The 26,048-nt window shown below is 69.6% G+C and carries 25 protein-coding genes and 1 riboswitch; of the genes, 21 read left to right on the top strand and 4 right to left on the bottom strand.

All coding sequences use genetic code 11. The annotated features are described in order from the left end of the window. Window positions 1–119 precede the first annotated feature (119 nt). The 15 genes from mqnE to CACI_RS39785 all read left to right on the top strand — a co-directional run bounded on the left by mqnE (window position 120) and on the right by CACI_RS39785 (window position 17,004). Window positions 120–1,280: an aminofutalosine synthase MqnE gene (mqnE, locus tag CACI_RS39855; RefSeq protein ID WP_015796614.1), complete on the top strand. Its 1,161-nt coding sequence runs from the start codon at window positions 120–122 to the stop codon at window positions 1,278–1,280. A gap of 459 nt (window positions 1,281–1,739) precedes the next feature. Further along, on the top strand, window positions 1,740–1,970 hold the full coding sequence (locus CACI_RS39850; RefSeq protein WP_015796613.1) for a hypothetical protein: 231 nt from the start codon (window positions 1,740–1,742) through the stop codon (window positions 1,968–1,970). A 17-nt stretch (window positions 1,971–1,987) separates the two neighbouring features. Then, complete coding sequence (locus CACI_RS39845) at window positions 1,988–2,497, top strand: GNAT family N-acetyltransferase (RefSeq protein WP_015796612.1); 510 nt, start codon at window positions 1,988–1,990, stop codon at window positions 2,495–2,497. Window positions 2,498–2,543: 46 nt separating this feature from the next. Next, complete coding sequence (locus CACI_RS48700) at window positions 2,544–2,951, top strand: DUF4229 domain-containing protein (protein ID WP_015796611.1); 408 nt, start codon at window positions 2,544–2,546, stop codon at window positions 2,949–2,951. A gap of 101 nt (window positions 2,952–3,052) precedes the next feature. Then, entirely contained in the window at window positions 3,053–3,943 is an 891-nt protein-coding gene (locus CACI_RS39835; RefSeq protein WP_015796610.1) for a menaquinone biosynthetic enzyme MqnA/MqnD family protein, read from the top strand. 146 nt (window positions 3,944–4,089) lie between these two features. Beyond that, window positions 4,090–4,644 (top strand): PaaI family thioesterase, encoded by a 555-nt coding sequence (locus CACI_RS39830; RefSeq protein ID WP_015796609.1) that lies wholly within the window; start codon window positions 4,090–4,092, stop codon window positions 4,642–4,644. A gap of 60 nt (window positions 4,645–4,704) precedes the next feature. Next, window positions 4,705–5,682, top strand: a complete 978-nt coding sequence (locus CACI_RS39825; RefSeq protein ID WP_015796608.1) for a DUF1152 domain-containing protein — start codon at window positions 4,705–4,707, stop codon at window positions 5,680–5,682. Between the two features lie 52 nt (window positions 5,683–5,734). Beyond that, a complete protein-coding gene (gene mqnC, locus CACI_RS39820) occupies window positions 5,735–6,949 on the top strand; it encodes a cyclic dehypoxanthinyl futalosine synthase (RefSeq protein ID WP_015796607.1) in 1,215 nt (404 codons plus the stop codon). A 101-nt stretch (window positions 6,950–7,050) separates the two neighbouring features. Continuing rightward, window positions 7,051–8,595, top strand: a complete 1,545-nt coding sequence (locus CACI_RS39815; RefSeq protein ID WP_015796606.1) for an AMP-binding protein — start codon at window positions 7,051–7,053, stop codon at window positions 8,593–8,595. Between the two features lie 270 nt (window positions 8,596–8,865). Beyond that, window positions 8,866–10,539, top strand: coding sequence for an alkaline phosphatase family protein (locus CACI_RS39810; protein ID WP_015796605.1), 1,674 nt, complete (start codon window positions 8,866–8,868; stop codon window positions 10,537–10,539). A 113-nt stretch (window positions 10,540–10,652) separates the two neighbouring features. Beyond that, window positions 10,653–11,939: an amidohydrolase family protein gene (locus CACI_RS39805; RefSeq protein ID WP_015796604.1), complete on the top strand. Its 1,287-nt coding sequence runs from the start codon at window positions 10,653–10,655 to the stop codon at window positions 11,937–11,939. A gap of 42 nt (window positions 11,940–11,981) precedes the next feature. Then, window positions 11,982–12,677 carry a demethylmenaquinone methyltransferase gene (locus CACI_RS39800; protein ID WP_015796603.1) on the top strand — a complete coding sequence of 232 codons (696 nt, stop codon included), beginning with the start codon at window positions 11,982–11,984 and terminating at the stop codon, window positions 12,675–12,677. A gap of 193 nt (window positions 12,678–12,870) precedes the next feature. Then, on the top strand, window positions 12,871–14,310 hold the full coding sequence (locus CACI_RS39795) for a N,N-dimethylformamidase beta subunit family domain-containing protein (protein WP_143765577.1): 1,440 nt from the start codon (window positions 12,871–12,873) through the stop codon (window positions 14,308–14,310). A gap of 326 nt (window positions 14,311–14,636) precedes the next feature. Continuing rightward, a complete protein-coding gene (locus CACI_RS39790) occupies window positions 14,637–15,947 on the top strand; it encodes a geranylgeranyl reductase family protein (protein ID WP_041540748.1) in 1,311 nt (436 codons plus the stop codon). A gap of 109 nt (window positions 15,948–16,056) precedes the next feature. Next, a riboswitch (ZMP/ZTP riboswitch) is annotated at window positions 16,057–16,143 on the top strand. 24 nt (window positions 16,144–16,167) lie between these two features. Next, window positions 16,168–17,004 (top strand): bifunctional 5,10-methylenetetrahydrofolate dehydrogenase/5,10-methenyltetrahydrofolate cyclohydrolase, encoded by an 837-nt coding sequence (locus CACI_RS39785; protein ID WP_015796600.1) that lies wholly within the window; start codon window positions 16,168–16,170, stop codon window positions 17,002–17,004. Between the two features lie 7 nt (window positions 17,005–17,011). Here CACI_RS39785 and CACI_RS39780 read toward each other — a convergent pair whose 3' ends face one another. Then, window positions 17,012–18,316 carry an outer membrane protein assembly factor BamB family protein gene (locus CACI_RS39780; protein WP_015796599.1) on the bottom strand — a complete coding sequence of 435 codons (1,305 nt, stop codon included), beginning with the start codon at window positions 18,314–18,316 and terminating at the stop codon, window positions 17,012–17,014. Between the two features lie 55 nt (window positions 18,317–18,371). Beyond that, the gene (locus CACI_RS39775; protein ID WP_015796598.1) at window positions 18,372–19,088 is read right to left on the bottom strand and encodes an IclR family transcriptional regulator; all 717 of its coding nucleotides are present in this window, start codon (window positions 19,086–19,088) and stop codon (window positions 18,372–18,374) included. A gap of 129 nt (window positions 19,089–19,217) precedes the next feature. Here CACI_RS39775 and leuC point away from each other — a divergent pair, with 129 nt between their 5' ends. From leuC to CACI_RS54555, 4 genes are all read left to right on the top strand, one after another. Next, window positions 19,218–20,624, top strand: coding sequence for a 3-isopropylmalate dehydratase large subunit (leuC, locus tag CACI_RS39770; RefSeq protein ID WP_015796597.1), 1,407 nt, complete (start codon window positions 19,218–19,220; stop codon window positions 20,622–20,624). A 20-nt stretch (window positions 20,625–20,644) separates the two neighbouring features. Further along, window positions 20,645–21,244 carry a 3-isopropylmalate dehydratase small subunit gene (gene leuD / locus CACI_RS39765; protein ID WP_015796596.1) on the top strand — a complete coding sequence of 200 codons (600 nt, stop codon included), beginning with the start codon at window positions 20,645–20,647 and terminating at the stop codon, window positions 21,242–21,244. Between the two features lie 77 nt (window positions 21,245–21,321). Further along, the gene (locus tag CACI_RS50675) at window positions 21,322–21,618 is read left to right on the top strand and encodes an SCO5555 family protein (RefSeq protein ID WP_143765576.1); all 297 of its coding nucleotides are present in this window, start codon (window positions 21,322–21,324) and stop codon (window positions 21,616–21,618) included. Between the two features lie 131 nt (window positions 21,619–21,749). Continuing rightward, entirely contained in the window at window positions 21,750–22,448 is a 699-nt protein-coding gene (locus CACI_RS54555; protein WP_015796595.1) for an HU family DNA-binding protein, read from the top strand. 685 nt (window positions 22,449–23,133) lie between these two features. Here CACI_RS54555 and CACI_RS39755 read toward each other — a convergent pair. Both CACI_RS39755 and cofC read right to left on the bottom strand, forming a co-directional pair. Beyond that, window positions 23,134–23,352, bottom strand: coding sequence for a hypothetical protein (locus CACI_RS39755; protein WP_041540746.1), 219 nt, complete (start codon window positions 23,350–23,352; stop codon window positions 23,134–23,136). Between the two features lie 7 nt (window positions 23,353–23,359). Then, on the bottom strand, window positions 23,360–24,070 hold the full coding sequence (gene cofC, locus CACI_RS39750; RefSeq protein WP_015796593.1) for a 2-phospho-L-lactate guanylyltransferase: 711 nt from the start codon (window positions 24,068–24,070) through the stop codon (window positions 23,360–23,362). Between the two features lie 74 nt (window positions 24,071–24,144). On the opposite strand from cofC, the gene CACI_RS39745 reads away from it, so the two are divergent. Continuing rightward, complete coding sequence (locus CACI_RS39745; protein ID WP_015796592.1) at window positions 24,145–24,999, top strand: lysophospholipid acyltransferase family protein; 855 nt, start codon at window positions 24,145–24,147, stop codon at window positions 24,997–24,999. Next, window positions 24,996–26,003 carry an NAD(P)H-dependent glycerol-3-phosphate dehydrogenase gene (locus CACI_RS39740; protein WP_015796591.1) on the top strand — a complete coding sequence of 336 codons (1,008 nt, stop codon included), beginning with the start codon at window positions 24,996–24,998 and terminating at the stop codon, window positions 26,001–26,003. Before CACI_RS39745 ends, CACI_RS39740 begins: the two co-directional genes overlap by 4 nt. Window positions 26,004–26,048: the final 45 nt, after the last annotated feature.

Genomic DNA, 26,048 nt, shown 5'->3' with positions numbered 1-26,048 from the left:
TATCCGCTGTCCGACCACCGGATCGCAACGTGATCACCGAATCCGGACGAGGTCGTTACGCTTCTCTGCCGTACTCTGCTGTCTGATCAGGTAGACGCGCGGACGGGAAAAGGTGAGGCATGGACTCCGGGCTCAAGCGGGATCTCGAGGACAAGGTCCTCTCCGGCTCGCGGCTTTCCTTCGAGGACGGCGTGGCGCTGTACGACACCGATGAGGTGGCCTGGCTCGGCGAACTCGCCCACGAGATGCGGACCCGCAAAAACGGCGACAAGGTCTTCTTCAACGTCAACCGCCACCTGAACATGACGAACGTCTGTTCGGCGTCGTGCGCGTACTGCTCCTTCCAGCGCAAGCCGGGGGAGAAGGACGCCTACACGATGCGCATTGAGGAAGCGGTCCGCCTGGCCAAGGACATGGAGCCGGACGGCATCACCGAGCTGCACATCGTCAACGGCCTGCACCCGACGCTGCCGTGGCGCTACTACCCGAAGTCGATCAGCGAGCTCAAGGCGGTGCTGCCCGGCGTCTCGATCAAGGCCTTCACCGCCACCGAGATCCACTGGTTCGAGAAGATCTCCGGCCTGAGCGCGGAGGAGATCCTCGACGAGCTGATCGAGGCCGGTCTGGAGTCCCTGACCGGCGGCGGCGCCGAGATCTTCGACTGGGAGATCCGCTCGCAGATCGTGGACCACGCCACCCACTGGGAGGACTGGTCCCGCATCCACCGCCTCGCGCATGCCAAGGGCCTGCGCACCCCGGCCACCATGCTCTACGGCCACATCGAGGAGCCCCGGCACCGCGTGGACCACGTGCTCCGGCTGCGCGAGCTCCAGGACGAGACCGGCGGCTTCGCCGTCTTCATCCCCCTGCGCTTCCAGCACGACTTCCACGACAGCAAGGACGGCAAGGTCCGCAACCGCCTCATGAACCAGCCGATGGCCACCGGCGTCGAGGCACTGAAGACCTTCGCCGTCTCCCGCCTGATGCTCGACAACTTCGACCACGTGAAGTGCTTCTGGGTCATGCACGGCCTGTCCACCGCCCAGCTCGCGCTCAACTACGGCGCCGACGACCTGGACGGCTCGGTGGTCGAGTACAAGATCACCCACGACGCCGACGACTACGGCACCCCGAACAAGATGACCCGCGAAGACCTCCTCGAGCTGATCCGCGACGCCGGCTTCACCCCGGTCGAGCGCAACACCCGCTACGAGATCATCCGCGAGTACGACGGCCCGGAGCCGGCCCGCCGCGAAGAGCCGCAGCTGATGACCTTCTGAGCCGAGCCGCTCGCTCGCTCGCTGGGGGTCGGTACCGGCGGTGCGGCGGCCCGGAAGGCCGAGAGCCCGAGAGTTCGGCGGCCCGGAGGCGCGAGTCCGGTGCTCCGGCATCTTGAGGCCAGAGAGTTCGGGAGTTCGGCGGCTTGGCGCTCCGGGAGTACGACGGCCCGGAGCCGGCCCGCCGCGAAGAGCCGCAGCTGATGACGTTCTGAGCCGAGCCGCTCGCTCGCTGGGGGTCGGTACCGGCGGTTCGGCGGCTTGGCGCTCCGGCAGTCCGGTAGTCCGGTAGTCCCGCAGCCGGATGACCGGCGGGTGATCGCTCAGCGGGACCGGTTCGTGACAGGTGGTGGATATCCTGGATGTCCACCACCTGTGTCGTGTCCGGCTGCGGTAAGGGGCGTGTCTGCTCTTCGGGACTGATTTGGGAATCGGCGGACCGGTGCCGCATAGTCCTATCTTGTGAACTTCCGTGACCGCCCCCGCCGCCCCTTCAGCCTGGCGACCGAGCTGCGGGTCATGGCCGCCGGCCTGTTCGCGGTGGCCGGCGGCGCGCTGCTGCTGAGCCGGTCGGAGCCGGTCGTGCCGTCCGAGGTGGCCGGTGCCGCGCTGGTCGTGCTCGCGGTCACGGTGCTGAACGTGGCCGTGGGGCTGCGGCGGGCGCGCCGTGCGGCCGACGCGGTCGAGCGCTGAGCCGAACGAGGAGCGTCATGGCCCTGACCTTCCAGACCTACGCCGAGATCCCCGACTCGCTGCGCGCGCGGCTCGTCGACATCTGGACCGACGCCACCAACGCCGGCGGCGCGATCGGCTTCGTCGCCCCGGTGGAGCGCGAGACCGTGGACGCCGCGGCGTTCGGGAACTTCGCGGTCGGCAGGGACCTGTTCCTGGTCGGCTTCGAGGACGGCGAGCCGGCGGCGTTCCTGGTCGTGGTGGACCACCAGTTCGCGTTGAAGAGCCACGCGCGCCTGCTCAAGACCGTGGTCGTGCACCCGAAGCACCAGGGCAAGGGCTACGGGGTGGAACTGATGCGGGCAGCCGAGGACGTGGCGCGTACCCTCGACGGTGTCGAAATGCTCCACCTCACCTGTCGCGGCGGGCTCGGGCTGGAACACTTCTACAGCAAGTGCGGATACACCGAGGTCGGCCGCATCCCGCGGATGTTGCGCGTTTCGGCGGACGACTACCGGGACGAGATCTACTTTGCGCTGAGCCTGTAGACCTCGTGTGTGGCTGGTCTCTCATACCGATGGAAGGAGTCGGCGGATGCCTGCCGACAACAAGACGGCTGACAAGGCCGAGGTGAAGGACGCCGCGGGCGCGGCGGACACCGCGGTCGCGACCGCCGAGGACGCGCCGACCGATTCCGACGTGCTGGCCGCCGGCGCGGCTGCGGCCGTGGCCAAGCACGCCACGATGCGCTACGCCACCCTGCGCATCGGGATCTTCATCGCGTCGCTCGGCGTGCTGTGGGGACTGGTCGCGGCGACCGGGCACATCGTGACCGGCAACGGCGTGCTGTACCTGATGATGGGCGCGCTGCTGGTCTCCGGCGTGGCGTCCTTCTTCCTGCTCTCCCGCCAGCGCGACGCGATGTCGGTGCAGGTGACCCAGCGCACCGAGCGGCTGGCCGACCGGTTCCAGGAGAACGCGTCCATGGAGGACGAGGACTGACCCGGCGGTCGCGGCGCGCCGGGGGCGCGTGTCCGGCTCGCCGCTTTCGCCCGAGTGCCCCGCCACTGGACTCCTGATCACGCGGTCGTAACCTGAACCTCGTGGACGACATCTCCGACGCGCGGCTAGAAGCGCACCTCTCCCAGTGCCGGCGGCGACCCCGCGTCGGGCACATCCAGTTCCTCAACTGTCTGCCGATCTACTGGGGCCTGGTCAACTCCGGCGCGATCCTCGACATGGAGCTGATCAAGCAGAGCCCTGACGTGCTCTCCCACATGCTCGTCGACGGCGACCTCGACATCGGCCCGATCAGCCTGGTCGAGTACCTGCGCAACGCCGAGGACCTGGTGGTCCTGCCCGACGTCGCGGTCGGCAGCGACGGCCCGGTGACCAGCTGCAACCTGGTCAGCAAGGTCCCCTTCGAAGACCTCGACGGCGCCCGCGTGGCCCTGGGCTCGACCAGCCGCACCACGGTCCAGCTGGCCCAGCTCATCCTGCGCGAGAAGTACGGCGTCCGCCCCGACTACTTCCACTGCGCCCCCGACCTGGAGCTGATGCTCCGCGAGGGCGACGCCGGCGTGATCATCGGCGACCCCGCCCTGCGCGCCTGGCTCTACGACTCCCACCGCCTCGGCACCCACCTGCTGGACCTGGGCCAGGCCTGGAAGGACTGGACCGGCCTGCCGATGGTCTTCGCGGTCTGGGCGGTCCGCAAGGAGTACCTGGAGCGCTGCCCGGACATCGTCCACGAGGTGCACCGGGGCTTCCTGCGCTCCCGCGACATCTCCCTGGAGCACGTCGACAAGGTGGCGCGCCAGGTCGAGCGCTGGGAGCAGTTCCCGGCGGCGCAGCTGGAGGACTACTTCACGACGCTGGACTTCTCCCTCGGAGAGCGCCAGCTCGAGGGCCTGCGGGAGTTCGCCCGCCAGGTCGGCGACCAGATCGGGGTGCTGGACGTCCCGGAGGTCGTGCTCCTGCCGCGGCAGGACTGAACTGGGCGAGAACCCTGGAACCCGAGAACCCGAGGAGCCGGAGACCCCGGAACCCGGGAACCCGGGAACCAGGCGTGGGCTAAACTCGTTGTTACTTATCAGTAGCTAACTGACGTCGGCCCACTCGCACCCGGAGGTACGCGGCCATGACCGAGACCATGGACGGCATCGAGGGCGCCGAGAGCACCGGCGCCGCCGAGGACGCCCAGCGCACCCGCACGTACGCCTGGAACGACCCGCTGGCCTCCTTCGCCGAGGGCGCGGGCATGTCCGGCGTGGAGTACTTGCGGGCGATGGCCGAGGGTCGCGTGCCCAAGCCGCCGATCTCCGAGACGCTGGGCTTCGACGGCATCAGCGACGTCGCGGAGGGTCGGGTGATCTTCACCCTGACCCCCGCCGAGCACCACTACAACCCGATCGGCTCGGTCCACGGCGGCGTCTACGCCACCCTCCTGGACTCCGCCTGCGGCTGCGCGGTGCAGTCGCTGCTCCCGGCCGGCGACTACTACACCTCCCTCGACCTGTCGGTGAAGTTCCTGCGCGGGATGACCAAGGACACCGGCCAGGTGCAGTGCATCGGCACGGTGACGCACATGGGGCGCCGCACCGCGCTGGCCGAGGCGCGGATCGTCGACGGCAACGGAAAGCTGTACGCGACCGCCACGTCGACCTGCATGATCTTCCGCGCCGGCGAGAAGTAGTCGGCGCCTGCCCGGCAAGCACAAAGCACAGTCCGCAGCCCGCGGTTACAGTCCTCTGCCATGACCGCCAGTGCGACGACCACCAGTCTGCGCGAGCTGCCGCTGTTCGCCGCGCTCGCCGACTCCCGGCGCGTCCTGATCGCCGGCGCCGGCGGCGGCTTTGACGTCTTCGGCGGCGTGCCCCTGGCGATGGCGCTGCGGGAGCGCGGCGCGGAGGTGTTCCTCGGCAGCCTGACCTTCGTCTCCTCTGGCTTCAGCCTCGACGCGTGGCTCGCGCCCGACGTCGCGGCCATCACCCCGGCCAGCGGCGGCTTCGCTGAGTACTTCCCGGAGCGCACACTCGCCCGCTGGCTGAAGACCGTGGGCGAGCCCTCGACGGTCTACTCGTTCCAGCGCACCGGCGTCGAGCCGCTGCGCGAGGCGTACCGAGCACTGATCGCCCACCTCGGCATCGACGCGATCGTCCTGGTCGACGGCGGGACCGACATCCTCATGCGCGGCGACGAAGCCGGGCTCGGAACGCCCGAGGAGGACATGCTGAGCCTGGCGACCGTCGCCGGCTTGGATGAGATATCGGTCCGGCTGGTGGTCAGCATCGGCTTCGGCATCGACTCCTACCACGGCGTGAACCACGTGCAGGTGCTCGAGAACCTCGCCGACTTGGACGCGGACGGCGCCTACCTCGGCGCGTTCTCCATCCCGCGCGCCAGCCGCGAGGGCTCGCTGTATCTGGACGCGGTCGCGTACGCGCAGGAGAACACGCCGTCGCGACCCTCGATCGTGCAGGGCCAGATCGCTTCCGCGATGCTGGGCGTGTCCGGAAATGTCCACTTCACACAACGCACACAGAACAGTGTGCTTTTTGTGAACCCTCTCATGGCGATGTACTTCACAGTCACCGTCGAGGGATTGGCGGCCCGGCATCTCTACTTGCCGATGTTGGAAGGTACTCAGACCTTCCGACAGATCGCGACGATCATCGGAACCTTCCGGGACGGCCTCCCCGAGCGCCGGATACCCAGACAGTTCCCGCACTGAGTACCGAAGTACTCTGGAGAAGCACTGACGATCCGGACGAAGGGCACGCCCGATGAGCAAGCAGATCTCCGCGGAGCTCCAAGACGCGCTCGACCGGGCCGCCGACGGCGGACGGATCGAGTACGAGGAAGCGCTGGAACTGTACCGGCACGCGCCTCTGCACTCTCTGGGGACCGCCGCGGACGCCGCACGCCGCAAGCGCTACTCCGGCGTCTACGGCGAGAACGGCGAGATCGCCACGTACATCATCGAGCGGAACATCAACTACACCAACGCCTGCGTCACGGCGTGCAAGTTCTGCGCGTTCTACGCGGCGCCGAAGTCCGACAAGGTGTGGAGCCGTCCGCTGGAGGACATCCTGCGCCGCTGCGCGGAGACCGTCGCCCTCGGCGGTACGCAGATCATGTTCCAGGGCGGGCACCACCCGGACTACGGGGTCGAGTACTACGAGGAGAACTTCCGCGCCATCAAGGCCGAGTTCCCGCAGCTGGTCATCCACTCCCTCGGCGCGTCCGAGGTGCAGCACATGGCGAAGGTCTCCGGCGTCACCATCGAGGAGGCCATCACCCGGCTGAAGGAGTCGGGTCTGGACTCCTTCGCCGGTGCCGGCGCCGAGCTCCTCCCGGCGCGTCCCCGCACGGCCATCGCGCCGCTGAAGGAGTCCGGCGAGCGCTGGCTGGAGATCATGGAGACCGCCCACGGCCTCGGGCTGGAGAGCACCTCCACGATGCTCATGGGCACCGGCGAGACCAACGCCGAGCGCATCGAGCACCTGCGCATGATCCGCGACGTGCAGGACCGCACCGGCGGCTTCCGCGCCTTCATCCCGTACACGTACCAGCCGGAGAACAACCACCTCAAGGGCCGTACACAGGCCACGATGTTCGAGTACCTGCGCCTGATCGCCGTCGCCCGCCTGTACCTGCACAACGTCGCGCACATCCAGGGCTCCTGGCTCACCGTCGGCAAGGAGGCCGGGCAGCTCTCCCTGCACTACGGCGCCGACGACCTCGGCTCGGTGATGCTGGAGGAGAACGTCGTCTCCTCCGCCGGCGCCAAGCACCGCTCCAACCGCATGGAGCTCATCCACCTGATCCGCGCCGCCGGCCGCGTCCCGGCCCAGCGCAGCACCACCTACAACCTGATCACCGTGCACGACGACCCGGCGAACGACCCGGTCGACGACCACGTGATGAGCCACATCGCCTCCACCGCGATCGAGGGCGGGACGGCGCACCCGGAGCTGAAGCTCGTCGACGTGCGCTGAGGGCGCGCGGCAGCCCGCAGCCGCCCCGATCCCGCGACACGCCGGGTAAACCACCGAACGCCCTCTATGCAGACCGACCAGGGAAGTAAGACAGTGAGGGAATGCAGATTCCCCTCACTGTCTCCGACTTCCTGGACCGCGCGGAAATCGTCTACGGTGACCGCGCGGCTGTCGTCGACGAACCCGACCAGCCCGCGCCGTCCTGGGGCGCCGTCACCTACAAGGACATCGCCAGGCGTGCGCGGGCGCAGGCGGCGGCGCTGGACCGGCTGGGTGTCGAGGCCGGGGCGCGGGTCGCGGTGGTGTCGCACAACTCCGCGCGGCTGCTGACCTCCTTCTTCGGCGTCAGCGGATACGGCCGGGTGCTGGTGCCGGTGAACTTCCGGCTGCGCGCCGACGAGGTCGCCTACATCGTCGAGCACAGCGGGGCGGAGGTGCTGCTGGTCGATCCGGAGCTGGAGGACTCGCTCAAGGGCGTCACGGCGCGGCACCGCTTCGTCATCGGCGCCCAGACCGACGCCGAGTTCTTCGAAGGCGACCACGAGCCGGTGCGGCACGCCGTCGGCGAGAACGACACCGCGACCATCAACTACACCTCCGGGACCACCGCGCGGCCCAAGGGCGTGCAGCTGACGCACCGCAACATCTGGCTGAACGCCGTCCTCATGGGCCTGCACCTCGGCGTCAGCGACCGCGACGTCTACCTGCACACCCTGCCGATGTTCCACGCCAACGGCTGGGGCATGCCGTACGTGGTCACCGGTCTGGGCGCCAAGCAGGTCGTGCTGCGGAAGGTGGACGGCGCCGAGGTCCTGCGCCGGGTCGAAGAGCACGGCGTCACGCTCCTCAACGGCGCCCCGACCGTCATCGCGATGGTGCTGGCGGCGGCGAAGGAGTGGGACGGCGAGATCCCCGGCCGCGACCGGGTCCGGGTCGTGGTGGCCGGCGCCCCGCCGCCGAGCACCGTCATCCAGCAGGTCGAGGACGTCCTCGGCTGGCAGTTCAACCAGATCTACGGCCTGACCGAGACCGCCCCGCTGGTCACCGTGAACCGCACCCGCGAAGAGTGGGACGCCCTGTCGAGCCTGGAGCGCGCGCAGAACCTCATGCGCGCCGGCGTGCCCTCCTTGGGCACCCAGATGGTCACCGACGCCGACGGCGAGGTCCTGGTGCGCTCCAACGTGGTCCTGGAGGGCTACTGGCAGCAGCCCGAGGAGTCGGAGCGGGCCCTGGCCGGCGACTGGTTCCACACCGGCGACGGCGGCGCGATCAGCGACGACGGCCACCTGACGATCTCCGACCGCAAGAAGGACGTCATCATCACCGGCGGGGAGAACGTCTCCTCCATCGAGGTCGAGGACGCGCTGTACAAGCACCCGGGGATCGCCGAGTGCGCGGTCATCGGTGTCCCGGACGAGAAGTGGGGCGAGACCATCAAGGCACTGGTCGTTTTGAAGGAGGACCACGCCTCGCTGGCCACCACCGAAGCCGAGGTCATCAAGCACTGCAAGGGTTTGATCGCCGGCTACAAGGCGCCGACGAGTGTGGAGTTCCGCGAGACGCTGCCGCGCACCGCGACCGGCAAGCTGCAGAAGTTCAAGCTGCGCGAGCCGTACTGGGAGGGCCGGGAGCGCAAGGTGAACTGAATCGCCGGTATCTCAGCATTCGTGGATGCTCGTGCGCCGTCCGGCTGTCCGGCTGCCTGCTCGCGGCCGGGCGGCAAGGCGGCGCATGTCCGGTGAATGAGGTTTCTGTCGGGCGATAACAGCTCTTCGCCGTCCCGCTCACCGCCCGGCAGGGTGCCGTTGGCGTGGAGTTCAGCCGGAGGCGGAGCCTGCGTCCATCTTCGCCTCGCAGGCTACCGGGCGGCGACCGGCCATCCCGGGCCGGTTCCACGTCACAAGGGAGTCCCCGCCTTGTCCCGCACCGTCACCCGGCTCGCCGTCGCCGGCGGCCTGACCGCCCTGCTCGGCGGAGTCCTGGCCGCCGCCCCGTCCCAGGCGGACTCGCACGGCTCGTCGCACGCCCCCGCGAAGCACGTACTCCTGGTCTCAGTGGACGGACTGCACCAGTCCGACCTGGCCTGGTACGTGAAGCAGCACCCGAATTCGGCGCTCGCCGCGCTGGTCAAGGGCGGCGTGGACTACTCCGCGGCCTCGACCCCGGTCCCGTCCGACTCCTTCCCCGGCATGACCGCTCAGGTCACCGGCGGCGACCCGGGCACCACCGGCGTCTACTACGACGACACCTACAACCACGGCCTGCTGCCGGCCGGCACGACCGCGTGCGACGGCAGCGTCCCGCTCGGCGCCGAGGTCGACCTGACCGAGGACCTGGACTGGAACAAGGCCTCGATCGACGCCGGGCAGGGCCTGACCGGGCTGCCGAACTCGATCCTGAACCTCACCGGCGACGCCAAGTCGCTGATCAACCCGGCGAAGCTCCCGGTGGACCCGAAGACCTGCAAGCCGGTCGCCCCGAACTCCTACCTGCAGGTGAACACGGTCTTCAATGTGATCGCCGACGCCGGTCTGCGCACGGCGTGGTCGGACAAGCACGCCGCCTACGACATCCTGTCGGGCCCGTCCGGCGATGGCATTCAGGACCTGTTCACGCCCGAAATCAACAGCCAGGACCCGGCACTGCCCGCGGGTCAGGACTGGACCACGGACAACGCCGCGACCCGCCAGTACGACGACTACAAGGTCCAGGCCGTCCTGAACGAGATCGACGGCTACGACCACAGCGGCAAGACCAAGGTCGGCACCCCGGCGATCCTCGGCCTGAACTTCCAGTCCGTCTCCACCGCGCAGAAGCTGCCGACCTCCGACGGCCAGGGCGGCGGCTACCTCGCCGACGGCAAGACCCCCGGCCCGCTGCTGTCCGGCTCGCTGGACTTCGTCAACGGCGAGGTCGGCCGGTTCACCGCCGAGCTGAAGAAGGACGGTCTGGCGAAGAGCACCACGATCATCCTGTCGGCCAAGCACGGCCAGTCCCCGAAGGATCCGGCCGCGCTGACCCGCATCCCCGACGGACCGCTGCTCGACGGGCTGAACGCGGCGTGGAAGAAGGCCCATCCGGGCGCCGGCGACCTCGTCGCGTTCTCCGTCGACGACGACGCCATGCTGCTGTGGCTCAACGACCGCAGCCAGGCCGCCGCGGACTTCGCCAAGAACTACCTGCTGGCGCAGAGCGGTAGCGGCAACGGCATCACCGGTGCCGCCAAGCCGTTCACGCACGGCGGTCTGACCACCGTCTACGCCGGCGCCGAGGCGCGCCGGTACTTCCACGCGCAGCCCGGCGACACCCGCGTGCCGGACCTGTTCGGCGTCGCGCAGCAGGGCGTGGTGTACACCGGCGGGAAGAGCAAGATCGCCGAGCACGGCGGCGCTTCCGCGGACGACCGCAACGTGCCGATCGTGGTGTCCGGCGCGGGCGTCAGCGCGCGCGGCGTGAACGGTCAGCAGGTCGAGACCACGCAGATCGCGCCGACCATCCTGCGTCTGCTCGGCCTGGACCCGCAGCGCCTGCAGGCGGTGCGGATCGAGCACACCGCGGTGCTGCCGGAGCTCGGCCGCGATCGCGACTGAGCAGTGTTCGCTTGCACAGAGCGGTCGTCGCTTCCGCGTCTGTGACTGAGGATCGAAGGCTGCGGGCCGGTGCGGAAACGCCCCGGCCCGCAGCCGTGCTTTAACCTCGAACCGTGCTGACCCTCCACGCTGCCCCGCTCGTCCTGCCGATGACCGCCGCCCCGATCCCGGACGGCGCCGTCGTCGTCGACAACGACCGCGTCGTCGCCGTCGGCACCCGTGCCGACCTCGTCGCCGCGCATCCCGAGGCGCGCGTCCGCGAATGGCCGGGCGTCATCACGCCGGGACTGGTCAACAGCCACGCGCACACGCAGTACTACGACTTCGGGGACCTGGCGTCCTCCGGACTCCCGTTCCCGGAGTGGCTGCACCAGATGGTCGCGCGCCGGGCGACGTTCACCGACGCGATGTGGCAGGAGTCCACACGCCGCGGGCTGCACGCGTATCTGAAGACCGGGACCACGGCTGTCGCGGACATCGTGACCGAGCCGGCGGTGCTGTCCGCGATCGCCCGCAGCGGGATCCGGGGTGTGGCCTACATCGAGGCGGTCTTCGCCGACGACGCCTCGTGGGCGGCGGGCAAGCGGGCCGATCTGGTCACGGCGGTCGACGGCTCCGGAGGACCGGTCCGGGGCGTCTCGCCGCACACGCCGTTCACCATCAGCACGGGTGTGTACGAGGACTGCGTCACCATCGCGCACGAGCGCGGCAAGCGCCTGCATCCGCACATCGCGGAGACCATGCAGGAGTCGGAGTACGTGCTGACCGGTACCGGTCCCTTCGCCGACAACGCCAAGCAGTTCGGGCTCGACTTCTCCGACATCCTCGACCACGGCACCGGCCTCACTCCCGTGGAGTGGGCCGACGCGCGCGGTGCGCTCGGCGACGATTGCCATATCGCGCACGGCATCCACGTCAGCGCCTCCGACCGCGCGCTGCTGCGCGAGCGGGGGACCGCGGTGGCGTTGTGCGTGCGCTCGAACCGGATCCTGGAGGCCGGCGAGCCGCCGGTCGCCGCGTATCTGGAGGAGGGATCGCCGATCGGCATCGGTACCGACTCCGCCGCCTCCTCGCCCTCGCTCGATCTGCTGGAGGAGGCGCGGGCTTTGCGCGCCGTGGCCCGGAACCAGGGATACACCGCCGAGGATCTGGACCGGCGCATCGTGGAGGCGGCGACGCTCGGCGGCGCGGCGGCGCTCGGGCTGACCGAGGGACCGGATCGGGTCGGACGTCTGGAGCCCGGGGTCCGTGCCGATTTCGCGGTGTTCTCGGTGGCGGACGGCAGCGGTGACAGCAGCACTGACGGCGACGCTGACGGCGACCCCTACAAGCGGCTGATCGACCGCGGCGCGTGTGTGGCGACGGTGCTCGCCGGCAAAATCGTGCACCGTACGGTCTGAGGCGGTACGGGATCCGGACACCCCGGGTGAGAGAATCGCCCCGTGAGCCGAGCATCCCTGGACAAACAGCCGCACGAGGTCGCCGCCATGTTCGACGGCGTGGCCGAACGCTACGACCTGACGAACGACGTGCTGGCGCTCGGCCAGACGCGGCTGTGGCGGCGCGCCGTGCGCCAGGCGGTGGACGCCAAGCCCGGGCAGCGGGTCCTGGACCTCGCCGCCGGCACCGGCACGAGCACGCAGCCGTTCCACGCCGCCGGGGCGGACACCGTCTCCTGCGACTTCTCCCTGGGCATGCTCCAGGTCGGCAAGCGCCGCCTGCCGCATCTGACGTTCGCCGCCGGCGACGCCACGCGCCTGCCGTTCCGGGACGGCGTCTTCGACGCGGTGACCATCTCCTTCGGGCTGCGCAACGTGCAGGACACCGAGCGCGCGCTGAGCGAGATGCTGCGCGTCACCAAGCCCGGCGGGCGGTTGGTGGTCTGCGAGTTCTCGCGCCCGACGATCGCGCCGCTGCGCACCGTCTACATCGAGTACTTGATGAAGGCGTTGCCGGCGGTGGCGACGAAGGTGAGTTCGAACCCGGATGCCTACGTCTATCTCGCGGAGTCGATCAGAGCCTGGCCCGACCAGCGGGAACTGGCGTCGGTGATCGGCAAGGCGGGCTGGCGGCGGGTCGCGCACCGTAACCTGACTGGCGGAATCGTCGCATTGCATCGCGCGTATAAGGAAGACTGAGTCTGTGAAGGCTCGAATAGGCCGGGCGGCAGCGCTCGTTACTGCGATGCTCGTTCTGGCCTCGGCCGCGGCGTGCTCGGGGGGCGGCTCGAAGCATTCGGGCCCGAATACCGGCGGCGGCACGGACGTGTCCCAGAGTGGTGCTGCACCAGTTGCTTCTGGCGGTGCTCCTACTGGGGATCCCGCTGGGGCTTTGAACATTGCGGCGGAGAACGCACAGCCCGGAACCCCTAACTGGAACAAAGGCATCGACTCCGGCAGCGATCATGGGATCGAGGGGTATGACGACCAGGTCGCGGTGACGCCGGGGCAGAGCTTCAAACTGTTTGTGAGCACCACCGCGCCGCAGTTCACGGCCACAGCTTTCCGGATCGGGTACTACGGCGGGACACAGGCTCGGCAGGTGTGGAAGTCCGCGGTGACGCCGGGGAAGGCGCAGCCGGCGGCGACCGTGCGGGCGCAGGTGAACACGGTGAGCACGACGTGGCAGCCGTCGATGACGGTCGCCACGGACGGATGGCCGGAGGGTTCATACCTGATACGCCTGGACGCCGTTGGGGGGAAGGTGAAGGGCGCGCGGTTCGTGCCGGTCACCGTGAGGTCAACCTCGACCGCCGGCAAGGTGGTGCTGATCAACGGCGTCACCACCTGGCAGGCGTACAACTCCTACGGCGGGTACGACCTCTACAGCGGCGGAGCGCGGAACTCCTATGGGGATCGCGCGCGGATCGTGTCCTTCGACCGGCCCTATGACACGACCGGGGCGGACCGGTTCCAGACCTACGAGCAGTCCTCGATCGTCTTCTCCGAGAAGCTGGCCGCGAGCCACGGCTTCGAGCTCGCCTATGCTACCGACCTCGACCTGCACGAGCACCCCGGCATGTTCCAGGGCGCGCGGGCCATTATCACGCTCGGCCACGACGAGTACTGGTCGACGCAGATGCGCCAGACCGTGACCCAGGCACGAGACTCCGGAACCAACCTCGCCTTCCTCGGCGCGAACGCGGTCTTCCGCCACATCCGCTTCCAGGACTCGCCGCTGGGCAAGGACCGCATCCAGGTGGACTACAAGGACGCCGCCGAGGACCCGATGCACGTGACCGACCCGGCGGAGTCGACGCAGGACTGGCGCTACCCGCCGAACCCGCGCCCGGAGAACGTCCTGACCGGCGTGTTCTACGAATGCAACCCGGCCAACGCGAACATGGTGGTCTTCGACCCCGACTCCTGGCTGATGGCCGGCACCGGCGCCAAAGCGGGGCAGTCCTTCAAGGGACTGGTCGGCATCGAATACGACCGAGTCGCCGCCGACTCGACCACCCCGCACCCGATCGAGGCACTGACCCACTCCCCGATCACCTGCCAGGGCAAGGCCTCGTACTCGGACTCGGCGTACTACACAGTCCCCTCCGGAGCGGGCGTCTTCGCCACCGGCACGATGCGCTGGAACTGCGCCCTCGTCAGCGGCGGCTGCACCGACCAGATGAACGCCGCAGCCCACACCTTCGCCCAGCAGGTGACCACCAACATGCTCCTCGCCTTCGCCGCCGGGCCCGCCGGCAAGACCCACCCCGCGACGGACAACACCGCGCGGCTGAAGCCCACGCCGAGCTGGGGCGGGGTGGCGCCTTAGCCGAGGGCGGCGCGGCGCGGTGGATCCAGGCGCGCGCTGCGGTTGGGATTATCGATGTACCAGAGCGCGTAGCCAAGCCAGCTGAGCCGGTCGAGCTTCCTGCGCGAGTAGCCCGGGCTGCCCGGGTCTTGCGCGAGCTGCCGCCCCGGTCGTGGTGCCCGAGCTCCCTGAGTCGGTCGAGCAAAAACGCGATCGGTGGCAAGCGGATCGATGCGAGCGGATCCGTGGCAAGCGGATCGGCGCGCGAGCCGGCTCGTGGGGGGCGCCGCGCGGGAGCGCCCGGGCTGGCCGCAGAGCTCGCACCGGCTGCGCTTAGAATCGGCCGGGTGACCGCGCAATCCTCTTCCGCCGCTCCGAGCGAGGCCGTGCCCTCGGAGAACGTCGCCGACGTCATCGTGGTCGGGGCCGGGCCCTCGGGCTCGGCGACGGCCCACCATCTGGCCACCGCCGGCTTGGACGTCCTGCTGCTGGAGAAGTCCCAGTTCCCGCGGGAGAAGGTGTGCGGCGACGGCCTGACGCCGCGCGCGGTGAAGTCGCTGGTGCGGATGGGCGTCGACACCTCCGAGGAGGCCGGCTGGCTGCACAACAAGGGCCTGCGGATCATCGGCGGCGGCATGCGGCTGGAGATGCCGTGGCCGGAGCTGGCGGCGTACCCGAACTACGGGCTGGTGCGCCCCCGCGCCGACTTCGACCAGATCCTGGCGCGCCAGGCGGAGAAGTCCGGCGCCCGGCTGCACGAGAACACGAACGTCACCGGTCCGGTGGTGGACCCGCGCAGCAACCGGGTGATCGGCGTGACCGCGCGCATCACCGACGCCGACGGCGGCAAGCGCGAGACCTCCTTCCGCGCGCCGCTCATCGTCGCCGCCGACGGTAACTCCACCCGGCTGTCCATCGCGCTGGGTCTGCACAAGCGCGACGACCGCCCGATGGGTGTCGCCTATCGCACCTACTACAAGTCGCCGCGCACCAACGACGACTACCTCGAGTCCTGGCTCGAGCTCTGGGACGGCGAGCGCCTCCTGCCCGGCTACGGCTGGGTCTTCGGCATGGGCGACGGCACCTCCAACGTGGGCCTGGGCATCCTGAACACCACCAAGTCCTTCCGCAACGTGAAGTACCCGGACCTGCTGCGCGCCTGGCTGAAGAACACCCCCGACGAGTGGGGCTTCAACGAGGAGAACCGCACCGAGCCGATCCGCGGCGCCGCGCTGCCGATGGGCTTCAACCGCCAGCCGCATTACACCCGCGGCGTGCTGCTCGTCGGCGACGCCGGCGGCATGGTGAACCCCTTCAACGGCGAGGGCATCGCCTACGCGATGGAGTCCGGCGAGCTCGCCGCGGACGTCATCGCGCAGGCGCTGGCGCGTCCGGCGGGCCCGGAGCGGGAGCTGGCGCTGTCGGCGTACCCGCGCGTGCTGAAGGAGACCTATGGCGGCTACTACACGATGGGCCGCCTGTTCGTCAGCCTGATCGGCAACCCGAAGGTGATGCGCCTGGCGACCCAGCGCGGCCTGTCGCACCCGATGCTGATGCGCTTCACGCTGAAGATGCTCGCCAACCTCACCGACCCCAAGGGCGGCGACGCGATGGACCGCATCATCAACGCGATGGCGAAGATCGCCCCCGACGCCTGAGGGCTTGAGGCCTGACGCCTGAGGCCTGAGGCCTGGCACGCGGGTCCCCGCCGGCGCGAGCCGCCGGGGACCGGCGGCGGTGGAGGAGAAACAGCGGTGGATTAGAGTGCAGTCAGGCCGTGACTGGCGCTGAGGTGGGATCACCACCGGGGAGCGGCCCGACACCGTGTCTTTGCCGTGCGCCTGGGCGACTTCCTCAAGACGCCCAGGAGGCGCGCTCATGCTCATGGATGGAACAGCCGCGGCGAAGCGCATCGTCGACCAGGCCGCCGCCGACACGGCCGCGCTGAAGGCCGACGGCGTGACGCCGTGCCTGGCGACCGTGCTCGTCGGCTCGGACCCGGCTTCGGTGACCTACGTCCGCATGAAGCAGAACCGCAGTGCGAAGGCGGGCATCGGCTCCTGGCACGTGGAACTGCCCGAGGCCATCACCACCCGCACCCTCGTCGCCGCCCTCACCGAGCTGTCGCAGGACCCGGACGTCCACGGCATCCTGCTCCAGCACCCGGTCCCGCCGCACATCGACGAGCGCGCCGCCTTCGAGGCCATCGCCCCGGAGAAGGACGTCGACGGCGTCACGATGCACTCCTTCGCCGCGATGGCCTTCGGCGAGCCCGGCTTCGTCTCGGCGACCCCCGGCGGCATCCTGCGCCTGCTCGACGAATACGAGGTCGACCTCGCCGGCAAGCACGCCGTGGTCGTGGGACGCAGCCCGATCCTCGGCAAACCGGTGGGCATGATGCTGCTCGCCCGCGACGCGACGGTGACCTACTGCCACTCGCGCACCGCCGACCTGGCGTCATACACGCGGCAGGCGGACATCCTGGTCGCCGCCGTCGGCAAGCCGAAGTTCATCACCGGCGACGCCATCAAGCCCGGCGCGGTCGTCATCGACGCCGGCTACAACCCCGGCAACATCGGCGATGTGGACTTCGCCGGCGCGGTGGACAAGGCAAGCCTGATCACACCGGTGCCGGGCGGCGTCGGCCCGATGACGATCGCCGTGCTGCTGGAGCAGACGGTCGCGGCGGCGAAGATGGCGCAGCGTCGGCTCTAGGGAGTCTCTAGGGAGCGACGACCGCGACGCCGGTTGTTGTGCCGAGGAACAGCTTTCCTCCGACGGCGGCCGGCGTGGCGAAATGCGGCAGCGGGCCGGTCGGGATCTGCTGGACGACGTGGCCGGTAGCCGGATCGAGCGCGTACAGCACGCCGGCGTCGTAGTCCGTGACCCAGACCCGGCCGCCGTCGAGGATCGGCTGTCCGTTCGCCTTCGGCGCGTGCCAGAGCGGGGTGACCTGAGCGCCGACCCGGTACGCGCGCGTGCCGTCGGCGCACGGCAGGAACACCACGTCCCCGTCGATAGCGGCCGCTCCGAACGCCGCACAGGCGGGGAACGCAGTCCCGGCGCTGATGCCGCCGAGGTGCGCTGGATCCAGCAGGTATCCCTGTCCTGATTTACCCGCGATGAGCACATGCCCGGCGGCCAGGACCGGGTTCATCGACCCGAGATCCAGATCCGAGGCGTTGTCGGCGGCCCACGATGTCGGGGCGAAGAAGTCCACCCGTTTGGCGTTCACGTCCAAGGCGACCACGGAGTCCGTGCCGTCGTAGGACTGGCCCGGCTGTGTCGTGTCGCCGTTGCCGATCGAGAAGTACAAGCGGTCGCTGCCCGCCGCCGCCGTTCCGGGCGCCCACATGCCGCCGCGTCCGCTTGTCGAGGCCTCGAACCAGTTCACGGATCCCGAAGCGTTGTCGACGGATGCGACCGCGCCGGTATACGTGCCGCAGTCGCCGTACAGCCCGCCGAACGCCGCGAACACATGTCCGTGCCACAAGGTCAGCGCCGAACGCTGTTGCTGGTACCCGCGATCGCCGACCGGCGGGTCGACCGCCACCTGGGAGACCACGTGCCCGTCCGCCGCGGCGAGTCCGTACAGCACGTGGTGTGCGCTCGCGTCCTCGGCGACCACGTACAGAAGATGGGAATCGGGATCGAAGACCGGAGCGCCGGTGATCCCCAGCGGGACGATGTTCCCGCATCCGTGCGGGTGGAAGGGCTCGGCCAAATGCTTGCTCCACACCACCGACCCGTCGGTCGGGGAGAGCGCGTAGACCGTGTCGTTCTCTGTCGCGGCGAACACCCGGTCGCCGCCGTCGGCCGGCTTTCCGTAGACCGGTCCGTCGAGCTTCACGATCGGCACCGTGCTCTGAGACATCGTGTTCTGAGACATCGCGCTGTGAGACGGCGCCGGCTTGGCTGTGCTGGTCGCCGAACAACCTGCCGCCGCGGCCACGCCGAGTGCCAGCAGCACCCGTCCGGCCCGGGCGACGGACACGCCGTTGTGTCGTCGGCTCCGAAAGGACCTCATCCGTCCAGTGTGCTCTACTCCTCGCAGCACGCTGTGAGAAGCGCTGAAAACCTCGCTAGGAACCGCGCTTCACGGCCTCGCTGAGGCGTGCGGCGGCCTCCCCCACCGACTGGGCGTGCAGGCGTCCGGGCTGGCGCGTCAGCCGCTCGATCGGGCCGGATACCGACACCGCGGCGATGACGCGGTTGTTGGGTCCGCGCACCGGCGCCGAGACCGAGGCGACGCCCTGCTCGCGCTCGGCGACCGACTGGGCCCAGCCGCGGCGGCGGACGCCGGCCAGCGTGGTGGCGGTGAAGCGCGCGCCCTGCAGCCCGCGGTGCAGGCGGTCCGGCTCCTCCCAGGCCAGCAGGATCTGCGCCGCCGAGCCGGCCGTCATCGGCAGCGCCGAGCCGATCGGCACGGTGTCGCGCAGCCCTGACATGCGCTCGGCAGCGGCCACACAGACCCTCAGGTCGCCCTGGCGCCGGTAGAGCTGCGCCGATTCCCCGGTGTGGTCGCGCAGCGCCGCCAGCACCGGTCCGGCGGCGGCCAGCAGCCGGTCCTCGCCGGCGGCCGAAGCCAGTTCCTGCAAACGCGGCCCGAGGATGAAGCGGCCCTGCATGTCCCGGGATACGAGACGGTGGTGCTCAAGGGCCACGGCCAGCCGGTGAGCGGTCGGGCGCGCCAAACCCGTGGCCGTGACCAGGCCCGCCAAGGTGGTCGGGCCTGCTTCCAGGGCGCTCAGTACGACGGCGGCCTTGTCCAGGACGCCGACTCCGCTAGAGTTGTCCATAGACCGAATTCTGCCGTCTCAGATCCCGAGACGCAAGGCGTGCGCCGCGAATGATCCAATCTCCCTCGGCGCCCCTCGACCCGAGATCGGCGACAACAGATGCGACCTAGTGGGAAGACAGGAGCGACGATGCCCCACACCCTGGCCGAGAAGGTGTGGGCGGACCATGTGGTCCGCTCGGCCGACGGCGAGCCCGACCTGCTCTACATCGACCTCCACCTGCTGCACGAGGTGACCTCGCCGCAGGCCTTCGACGGACTCCGCCAGGCCGGCCGGACCGTGCGCCGCCCCGACCTCACGATCGCCACCGAGGACCACAACACCCCGACGCTGGAGATCGACAAGCCGATCGCCGACCCGGTGTCCCGGCTGCAGATCGAGACGCTGCGCAAGAACTGCGCCGACTTCGGCGTGCGCATCCACTCCCTGGGCGACGCCCAGCAGGGCATCGTGCACGTGGTCGGGCCGCAGCTGGGCCTGACCCAGCCCGGAATGACCGTGGTGTGCGGCGACTCACACACCTCCACCCACGGCGCCTTCGGCGCGCTGGCGTTCGGCATCGGCACCAGCGAGGTCGAGCACGTGCTGGCGACCCAGACGCTGCCGCTGAAGCCGTTCAAGACGATGGCCGTCACGGTCACCGGCGCGCTCGGCGAGGGCGTCACCGCCAAGGACGTGGTGCTCGCCGTCATCGCGCAGATCGGCACCGGCGGCGGGCAGGGCTACGTCATCGAGTACCGCGGCGAGGCCGTCGAGAAGCTGTCGATGGAGGGCCGGATGACGGTCTGCAACATGTCCATCGAGGCCGGCGCCCGCGCCGGGATGATCGCCCCGGACGAGACCACGTTCGCGTATCTGAAGGGCCGCGCGCACGCGCCCTCCGGCGCCGACTGGGACGCCGCGGTGGAGTACTGGAAGACGCTGCGCACCGAAGACGGCGCGACCTTCGACGCCGAGGTGGTCATCGACGGCGACGCGCTGACCCCGTACGTCACCTGGGGCACCAACCCCGGCCAAGGACTGCCGCTGTCGGCGTCGGTCCCGGACCCGGACAAGGACTTCGGCGCCGAGGTCGACAAGGTCGCGGCGCGCAAGGCGTTGGAATACATGGGGCTGCAGGCCGGCACGCCGCTGCGCGAGATCAAGGTGGACACGGTCTTCCTCGGCTCGTGCACCAACGGCCGGCTGGAGGACCTGCGCGCCGCCGCCGCGGTCATCAAGGGCCGCCAGGTCGCCGACGGCGTCCGGATGCTGGTGGTGCCGGGCTCGGCGCGGGTGCGGCTGGAGGCCGAGGCCGAGGGTCTGCACGAGGTGTTCACCGCCGCCGGCGCCGAGTGGCGGTTCGCGGGCTGCTCGATGTGCCTGGGCATGAACCCCGACCAGCTGGCTCCCGGCGAGCGCTCGGCGTCCACGTCCAACCGCAACTTCGAGGGGCGGCAGGGCAAGGGCGGGCGCACGCACCTGGTGTCGCCGCTGGTGGCCGCCGCGACGGCGGTCCGCGGAACCCTGTCGTCCCCGTCGGATCTGGCCGCCTGAGGGCAGGAGGAGTTTCAGCCATGGAGAAGTTCACGACACACACCGGGCGCGCGCTGCCGCTGCGCCGCTCCAACGTCGACACCGACCAGATCATCCCGGCGGTGTACCTCAAGCGCATCACGCGGACCGGTTTCGAGGACGGGCTGTTCGCCGCCTGGCGCGCGGACCCGGAGTTCATCCTGAACCAGGAGCAGTACCAGGACGTGTCGGTGCTGGTCGCCGGTCCCGACTTCGGCACCGGCTCCTCGCGCGAGCACGCGGTGTGGGCGCTGAAGGACTACGGCTTCAAGGTGGTGCTCTCGGCGCGGTTCGCCGACATCTTCCGGGGCAACTCCGCGAAGGACGGTCTGCTGACCGCCGTGCTGAAGCAGGAGGACATCGAGATCCTGTGGAAGCTCGTGGAGGAGAACCCGGAGCTGGAGGTGACGGTCGATCTGCAGGCGCGCGAGGTGCGCGTCGAGGGTCACGTGTTCACCTTCGAGGTGGACGACTACACGCGCTGGCGGCTGCTGGAGGGCTTGGACGACATCAGCCTGACGCTGCGGCACGCCGAGGAGATCGACGTTTTCGAAGAAGAGCGTCCCGGTTTCAAGCCGAAGACGCTGCCGGCTGCGGTGTGAAGTACGCGAGTGCCGTCCTCTAACGGCGGTACTTGATCAGTTTTCTCTTGGGCGGGGCCAAGGGGCACTATGGGTGGATGCCACCGGACGTGCCTCTTCGGCCCCGCCCTTCTCGCTACGCGGCCTTCGCCGCGCGGCTGAAGGACGTCCACAAAGCACTCGGCGATCCGCGGATTCCCGCGCAGCGGCGGGCGGAACTGACCAAACGCGTGCTCGCCATCACGGCTTTGTCGCGGCATGACGTGACGGTCGCGGCACACCGTTTGGAAGAGTTTTTCAGCGAACTCGCGATCCTCGCCCCGGGGGGCGTTTCCACCCCCGTTTCCACCCCCGCAGACACCCCTTCTGGGAAAAACACTGCGACACAAGGGTGATTTAACCCCTAGGTATTTGATTCGCCCTCTGGCGCCACCATACGGTGCGATTGGTTCTGATACGGAGCAAGCATGCGACGTACGGCCGAAATCAGAGCAAGACGTACCAACAGCCCCAAGGGTAGGTAGACATGAACAAGGCCCAGCTGATCGAGGCCGTCGCCGACAAGCTCGCCGCGTCCAAGAAGGACGCCGGGGACGCGGTCGACGCGGTCCTGGACGCGATCATCGCCTCGGTGGCCTCGGGGACCAAGGTCTCCATCACCGGATTCGGCTCCTTCGAGAAGGTCAAGCGCCCGGCGCGCACCGCCCGCAACCCCCGCACCGGCGAGTCGGTGAAGGTCAAGGCCTCCTCGGCGCCGAAGTTCAAGGCGGGCCAGGGCTTCAAGGACATGGTCAACGGCGACAAGAAGGCCCCCGCGGCCGCCAAGTCCGCCGCCAAGAAGACCACCGCCAAGGCCACCGCCAAGAAGGCGGCTCCGGCCAAGAAGACCGCGGTCAAGGCGACCGCCGCCAAGAAGACCACCGCCAAGAAGACCACCGCCAAGGCCACCGCCAAGAAGGCGGCCCCGGCCAAGAAGACCACCGCCGCCCGCAAGGCCACCCCGGCCAAGAAGGCCACCGCCAAGAAGGCCACCGTGGTCAAGGCGGCGGCCAAGAAGGCCGCCACCGCCAAGAAGGCCCCCGCCAAGAAGGCCACCCCCGCCAAGAAGGCGGCAGCCCGCCCCGTCGCCAAGAAGGTCGCCAAGGCCCCCGCCAAGAAGGCCGCCCCCGCCAAGCGCACCACCACCAAGAAGGCCCCGGCCAAGAAGACCGCCGCCAAGCGCTAGCACCATCGAGCACGACCCAGCACGACCCAGCCGCCACGACGAGAGTCCCAGCGGCCTGATTGAGGCGGCGCCCCTGGTGGGGCGCCGCCTTTGGCGCTTCGGGGACTCGCACGCCGCTGGCAGCGGACTCTGAGGCTGTGGGGGAGGCTTGGCTGGCGGCTCTGCACGATTTGCTCTCCGACGCGCTGGCAGCGGCTTCGGAGGCTGCGCGCGAAACTGTCGGCAAGTCTTGGCGGGCAGCTGGCTGGCCCACGCAGGAGCTTGTGGGTGCGCGAGCGGTTGGCAGGAGTACTGGCAGCGGTTGAGGCTGCGGGCAAGTTTCGGCGGGCAGCTGGCTGGTCCATGCGGCGGCTGGCGGCTGCGCGATTCGCTGGCAGGAGCGCTAGCAGCGGTTTCGGAGACTCCCGGGAGCCCTTGCCGGGCAAGCTAGTTGGCTTCGCGGCGGCAGCGGCCCGGTTGCTGCATGGTTCTCTCGCCGGAGCGCTGGCGGCGGGTCCTGAGCCTGTCGGGGAGCGTCGGCGGGCAATCCGGTTGCCCAGAGGGGTGCGATGGCCGGAGCGTGGCTGCCAGCGCTTAGTGGCTGATGTGGGCGGCTTGTGAGGCTGGCCTGAATCCGCCGCGAGCGCGATCGGCAGCCAGGCGCGTGCGGTTCCCGGCCTTAACCTCGCGCCCTACTCTCTACGCCCTACTCCGGCAGAGGCAGCGTCACCAGCGTCAGCGCGGTGATGCGGCCGTCGTCCAGGTGCATTTTCACGCGTTGGCCGATGCGGAGGAGGCGGAGGCCGCCGGCGGTGAAGGCGGGGGCGTCGAAGGCGATTTCGGTGCCGTCGTCGAGGAGGACGGTGCCGGTGTGGGTGGTGGGGTCGAAAAGCCTTGCGGTGCCTTGGGCCTCTTTGCGTGTCACGGACTGGTTATACACCCGAGGGGAGTGGTTCTCGTGCGCTCCAGACCGCTGTGGTGTGGGGGCCGACGCCTAGGTGGAGGGCGGCGGTGAGGTCTGCGGCGGTGTCGACGTCGCGTCGCAGTGAGCTGATGTCGGGGGTGGTGAGTTCTCGGGCGCCGGTGGCGGTGTGGGCGGCTCGGGAGGGTCCGCCGAAGCGGGGGTTCAGGTCGGTGCCGGGGGGTGCGAAGAGCATCGTGGTGCCGATGGTGTGGGCGTCGGCGATGAAATGGCGGGTGTTTTCGGAAATCTGTGCCAGTGCTATATCCAACTCCGGGGCGCGCAATGCCGGGAGATCGGCGGTGCAGGCGGCGATGCCGATGTGCGTTCCGAATTTCCGGCGGGCGGCGGTTGCTCCGAACAAGAATGCGGCATTCAATCCGGCGTCGGGTTCGTCGGCGATGATCGTCGCGCCGATGGCGGCGAGGAGTTCTGCGGCTTGCGGGTCGTCGGTCACCGCTATCGCCTCGGCGATGCGGGACGCCGACAGGGCCGCGCGCACCGTGTCCGCCGCGAAGGCCAGGGCCAGTCTTTCGCGCAGTGCCGGGGGGACGCCGGGACCGGCCAGGCGGGTCTTGGCGAGCCCCAGCCGCTTCACCGGTACCACCAGGCACCAGCGGGTTCCGGGTTCGGCACGCGCCGTGACGCTCGCACTGTGCTCGGAGAGGTCTGACCGGGGCATGACTTGATCCTGTCACGCCGGAACGGCGACCGGCGTACTTGTTCGGACGCCCCGCACTCGGGAACACTTGGGGGATGTCCTCCAGCACCCCCTACCGGCCACCCAGGAAGCAGGGCGCGGCCTTCCGCTTCATCGTCGTGGTCATGGTGCCGCCGCTGCGCGTGCTGATGAAGCGGGACTGGCGCGGCGGCGAGAACATCCCGAGGACCGGCGGGGTGGTGATCGCGGCCAACCACATCTCGCATGTGGACGCGCTCGCCTTCGGCCACTACATCTACGGCAACGGCCGGATTCCGCGGTTCCTGGCCAAGTCCGGGGTGTTCAAGAACAAGTTCGTCGGCGGGGTGCTGCGCGCGGCGAAGCAGATCCCGGTCTACCGGGACAGCGCCGACGCCGCCAACGCGCTGCGCGACGCGATCTCCGCGGTGGAGAACGGCCAGGCGGTCGCGGTGTATCCGGAGGGCACGATCACGCGCGATCCCAGCCTGTGGCCGATGGCGGCGAAGAGCGGCGCGGCGCGCATCGCGCTGGCGACCGGCTGCCCGGTGGTCCCGGTGGCGCAGTGGGGACCGCAGGAGATCCTGGCGTACCACGAGAAGCGGCCGCACATCCTGCCGCGCAAGCGGATGATCATGCTGGCCGGCCCGCCGGTGGACCTGGACGACCTGCGCGCGATGCCGCAGACGGCGGCCACGCTCCGCGAAGCGACCGACCGGATCATGGAGGCCATCACCGAGCTGCTCGCGAAGCTGCGCGGCGAGGAACCGCCGGCCCAGCGCTACGCGTCGGCCAACGGGACGGACAATGAGAACGGAACTGAGAACGGAACCGAGAACGGAAACGAGTACGGCGAGGGCGAGGCACCGCACGGAGCCGCCGCCCGGGGCGACGCCGAAGGCGAGAGCGGAAAGCAGGTAGAGAGCGCATGAGGCGTTGTGCCGTCTTCGGCACCGGTATGTGGGGCACGGCGATGAGCATCGTGCTGGCCGACGCCGGCAACGACGTCGTGATGGTCGGCCGCCGGCAGGAGCAGATCGCCGCGATCACCGCCGATCACGAGAACGCCGAGTACTTCCCCGGCGTCCGGCTCCCGGACACGGTCCGCGCCACCACCGACCCCGCCGAGGCGCTGGCCGGCGCGGAGTTCGCCTACCTGAGCATCCCGGCCCAGACCCTGCGCGCGAACCTCACCGCCTGGAAGGACCTCATCGATCCGGACACCGTCCTGGTGTCGCTGATGAAGGGCCTGGAGGTCGGCACCGCCAAGCGGATGACCGAGGTGATCCGCGAGGTCACCGGCTTCGGCCGCGAGCGCGTCGCGGTCGTGTCCGGTCCCAACCTCTCCCCGGAGATCGCCCGCCGCCAGCCCGCCGCCTCGGTGGTCGCCAGCCGCGACGAGGACGTGGCGCTGCGCCTGCAGGCCGCGACGAACGGCCCGTACTTCCGCACCTACACCGCCAGCGACGTCATGGGCGTGGAACTCGGCGGCGTGGTGAAGAACGTCATCGGCCTCGCGGTCGGCATCGCCGACGGCATGGGCTTCGGCGACAACACCAAGGCCACCCTCATCACCCGCGGCCTCGCCGAGACCGCGCGCCTAGGTGCCGCCCTCGGCGCCGACCCCTACACCTTCTCCGGCCTGGCCGGTCTCGGCGACCTGGTGGCCACCTGCGCCTCGCCGCTGTCCCGCAACCGCAGCTTCGGCGTCCACCTCGGCCGCGGACTGACGCTGGAGCAGGCGCAGGCGGAAGTGAAGCAGACCGTTGAGGGCGTGAAGTCCTGCGAGGCGGTCCTGGAGTTGGCGGACCGGCACGGCGTGGAGATGCCGATCTCCGAGACGGTGGTGGCGATCGTGCACGACGGACGCGCGCCCGCGGAGATGCTCAAGGAACTGATGACGCGGCCGTTGAAGGCGGAGCGGCACGGGCACTGAAAGGTGAAAAGCCAAAGCCGAAACGCTAAGCCGAAAAGCCAACGC

The sequence above is a fragment of the Catenulispora acidiphila DSM 44928 genome, assembly GCF_000024025.1.
GTDB lineage: Bacteria > Actinomycetota > Actinomycetes > Streptomycetales > Catenulisporaceae > Catenulispora > Catenulispora acidiphila.
The sequence above is the reverse complement of the archived record's forward strand: the minus strand, read 5'-3'. Positions and strand labels throughout refer to the sequence as shown.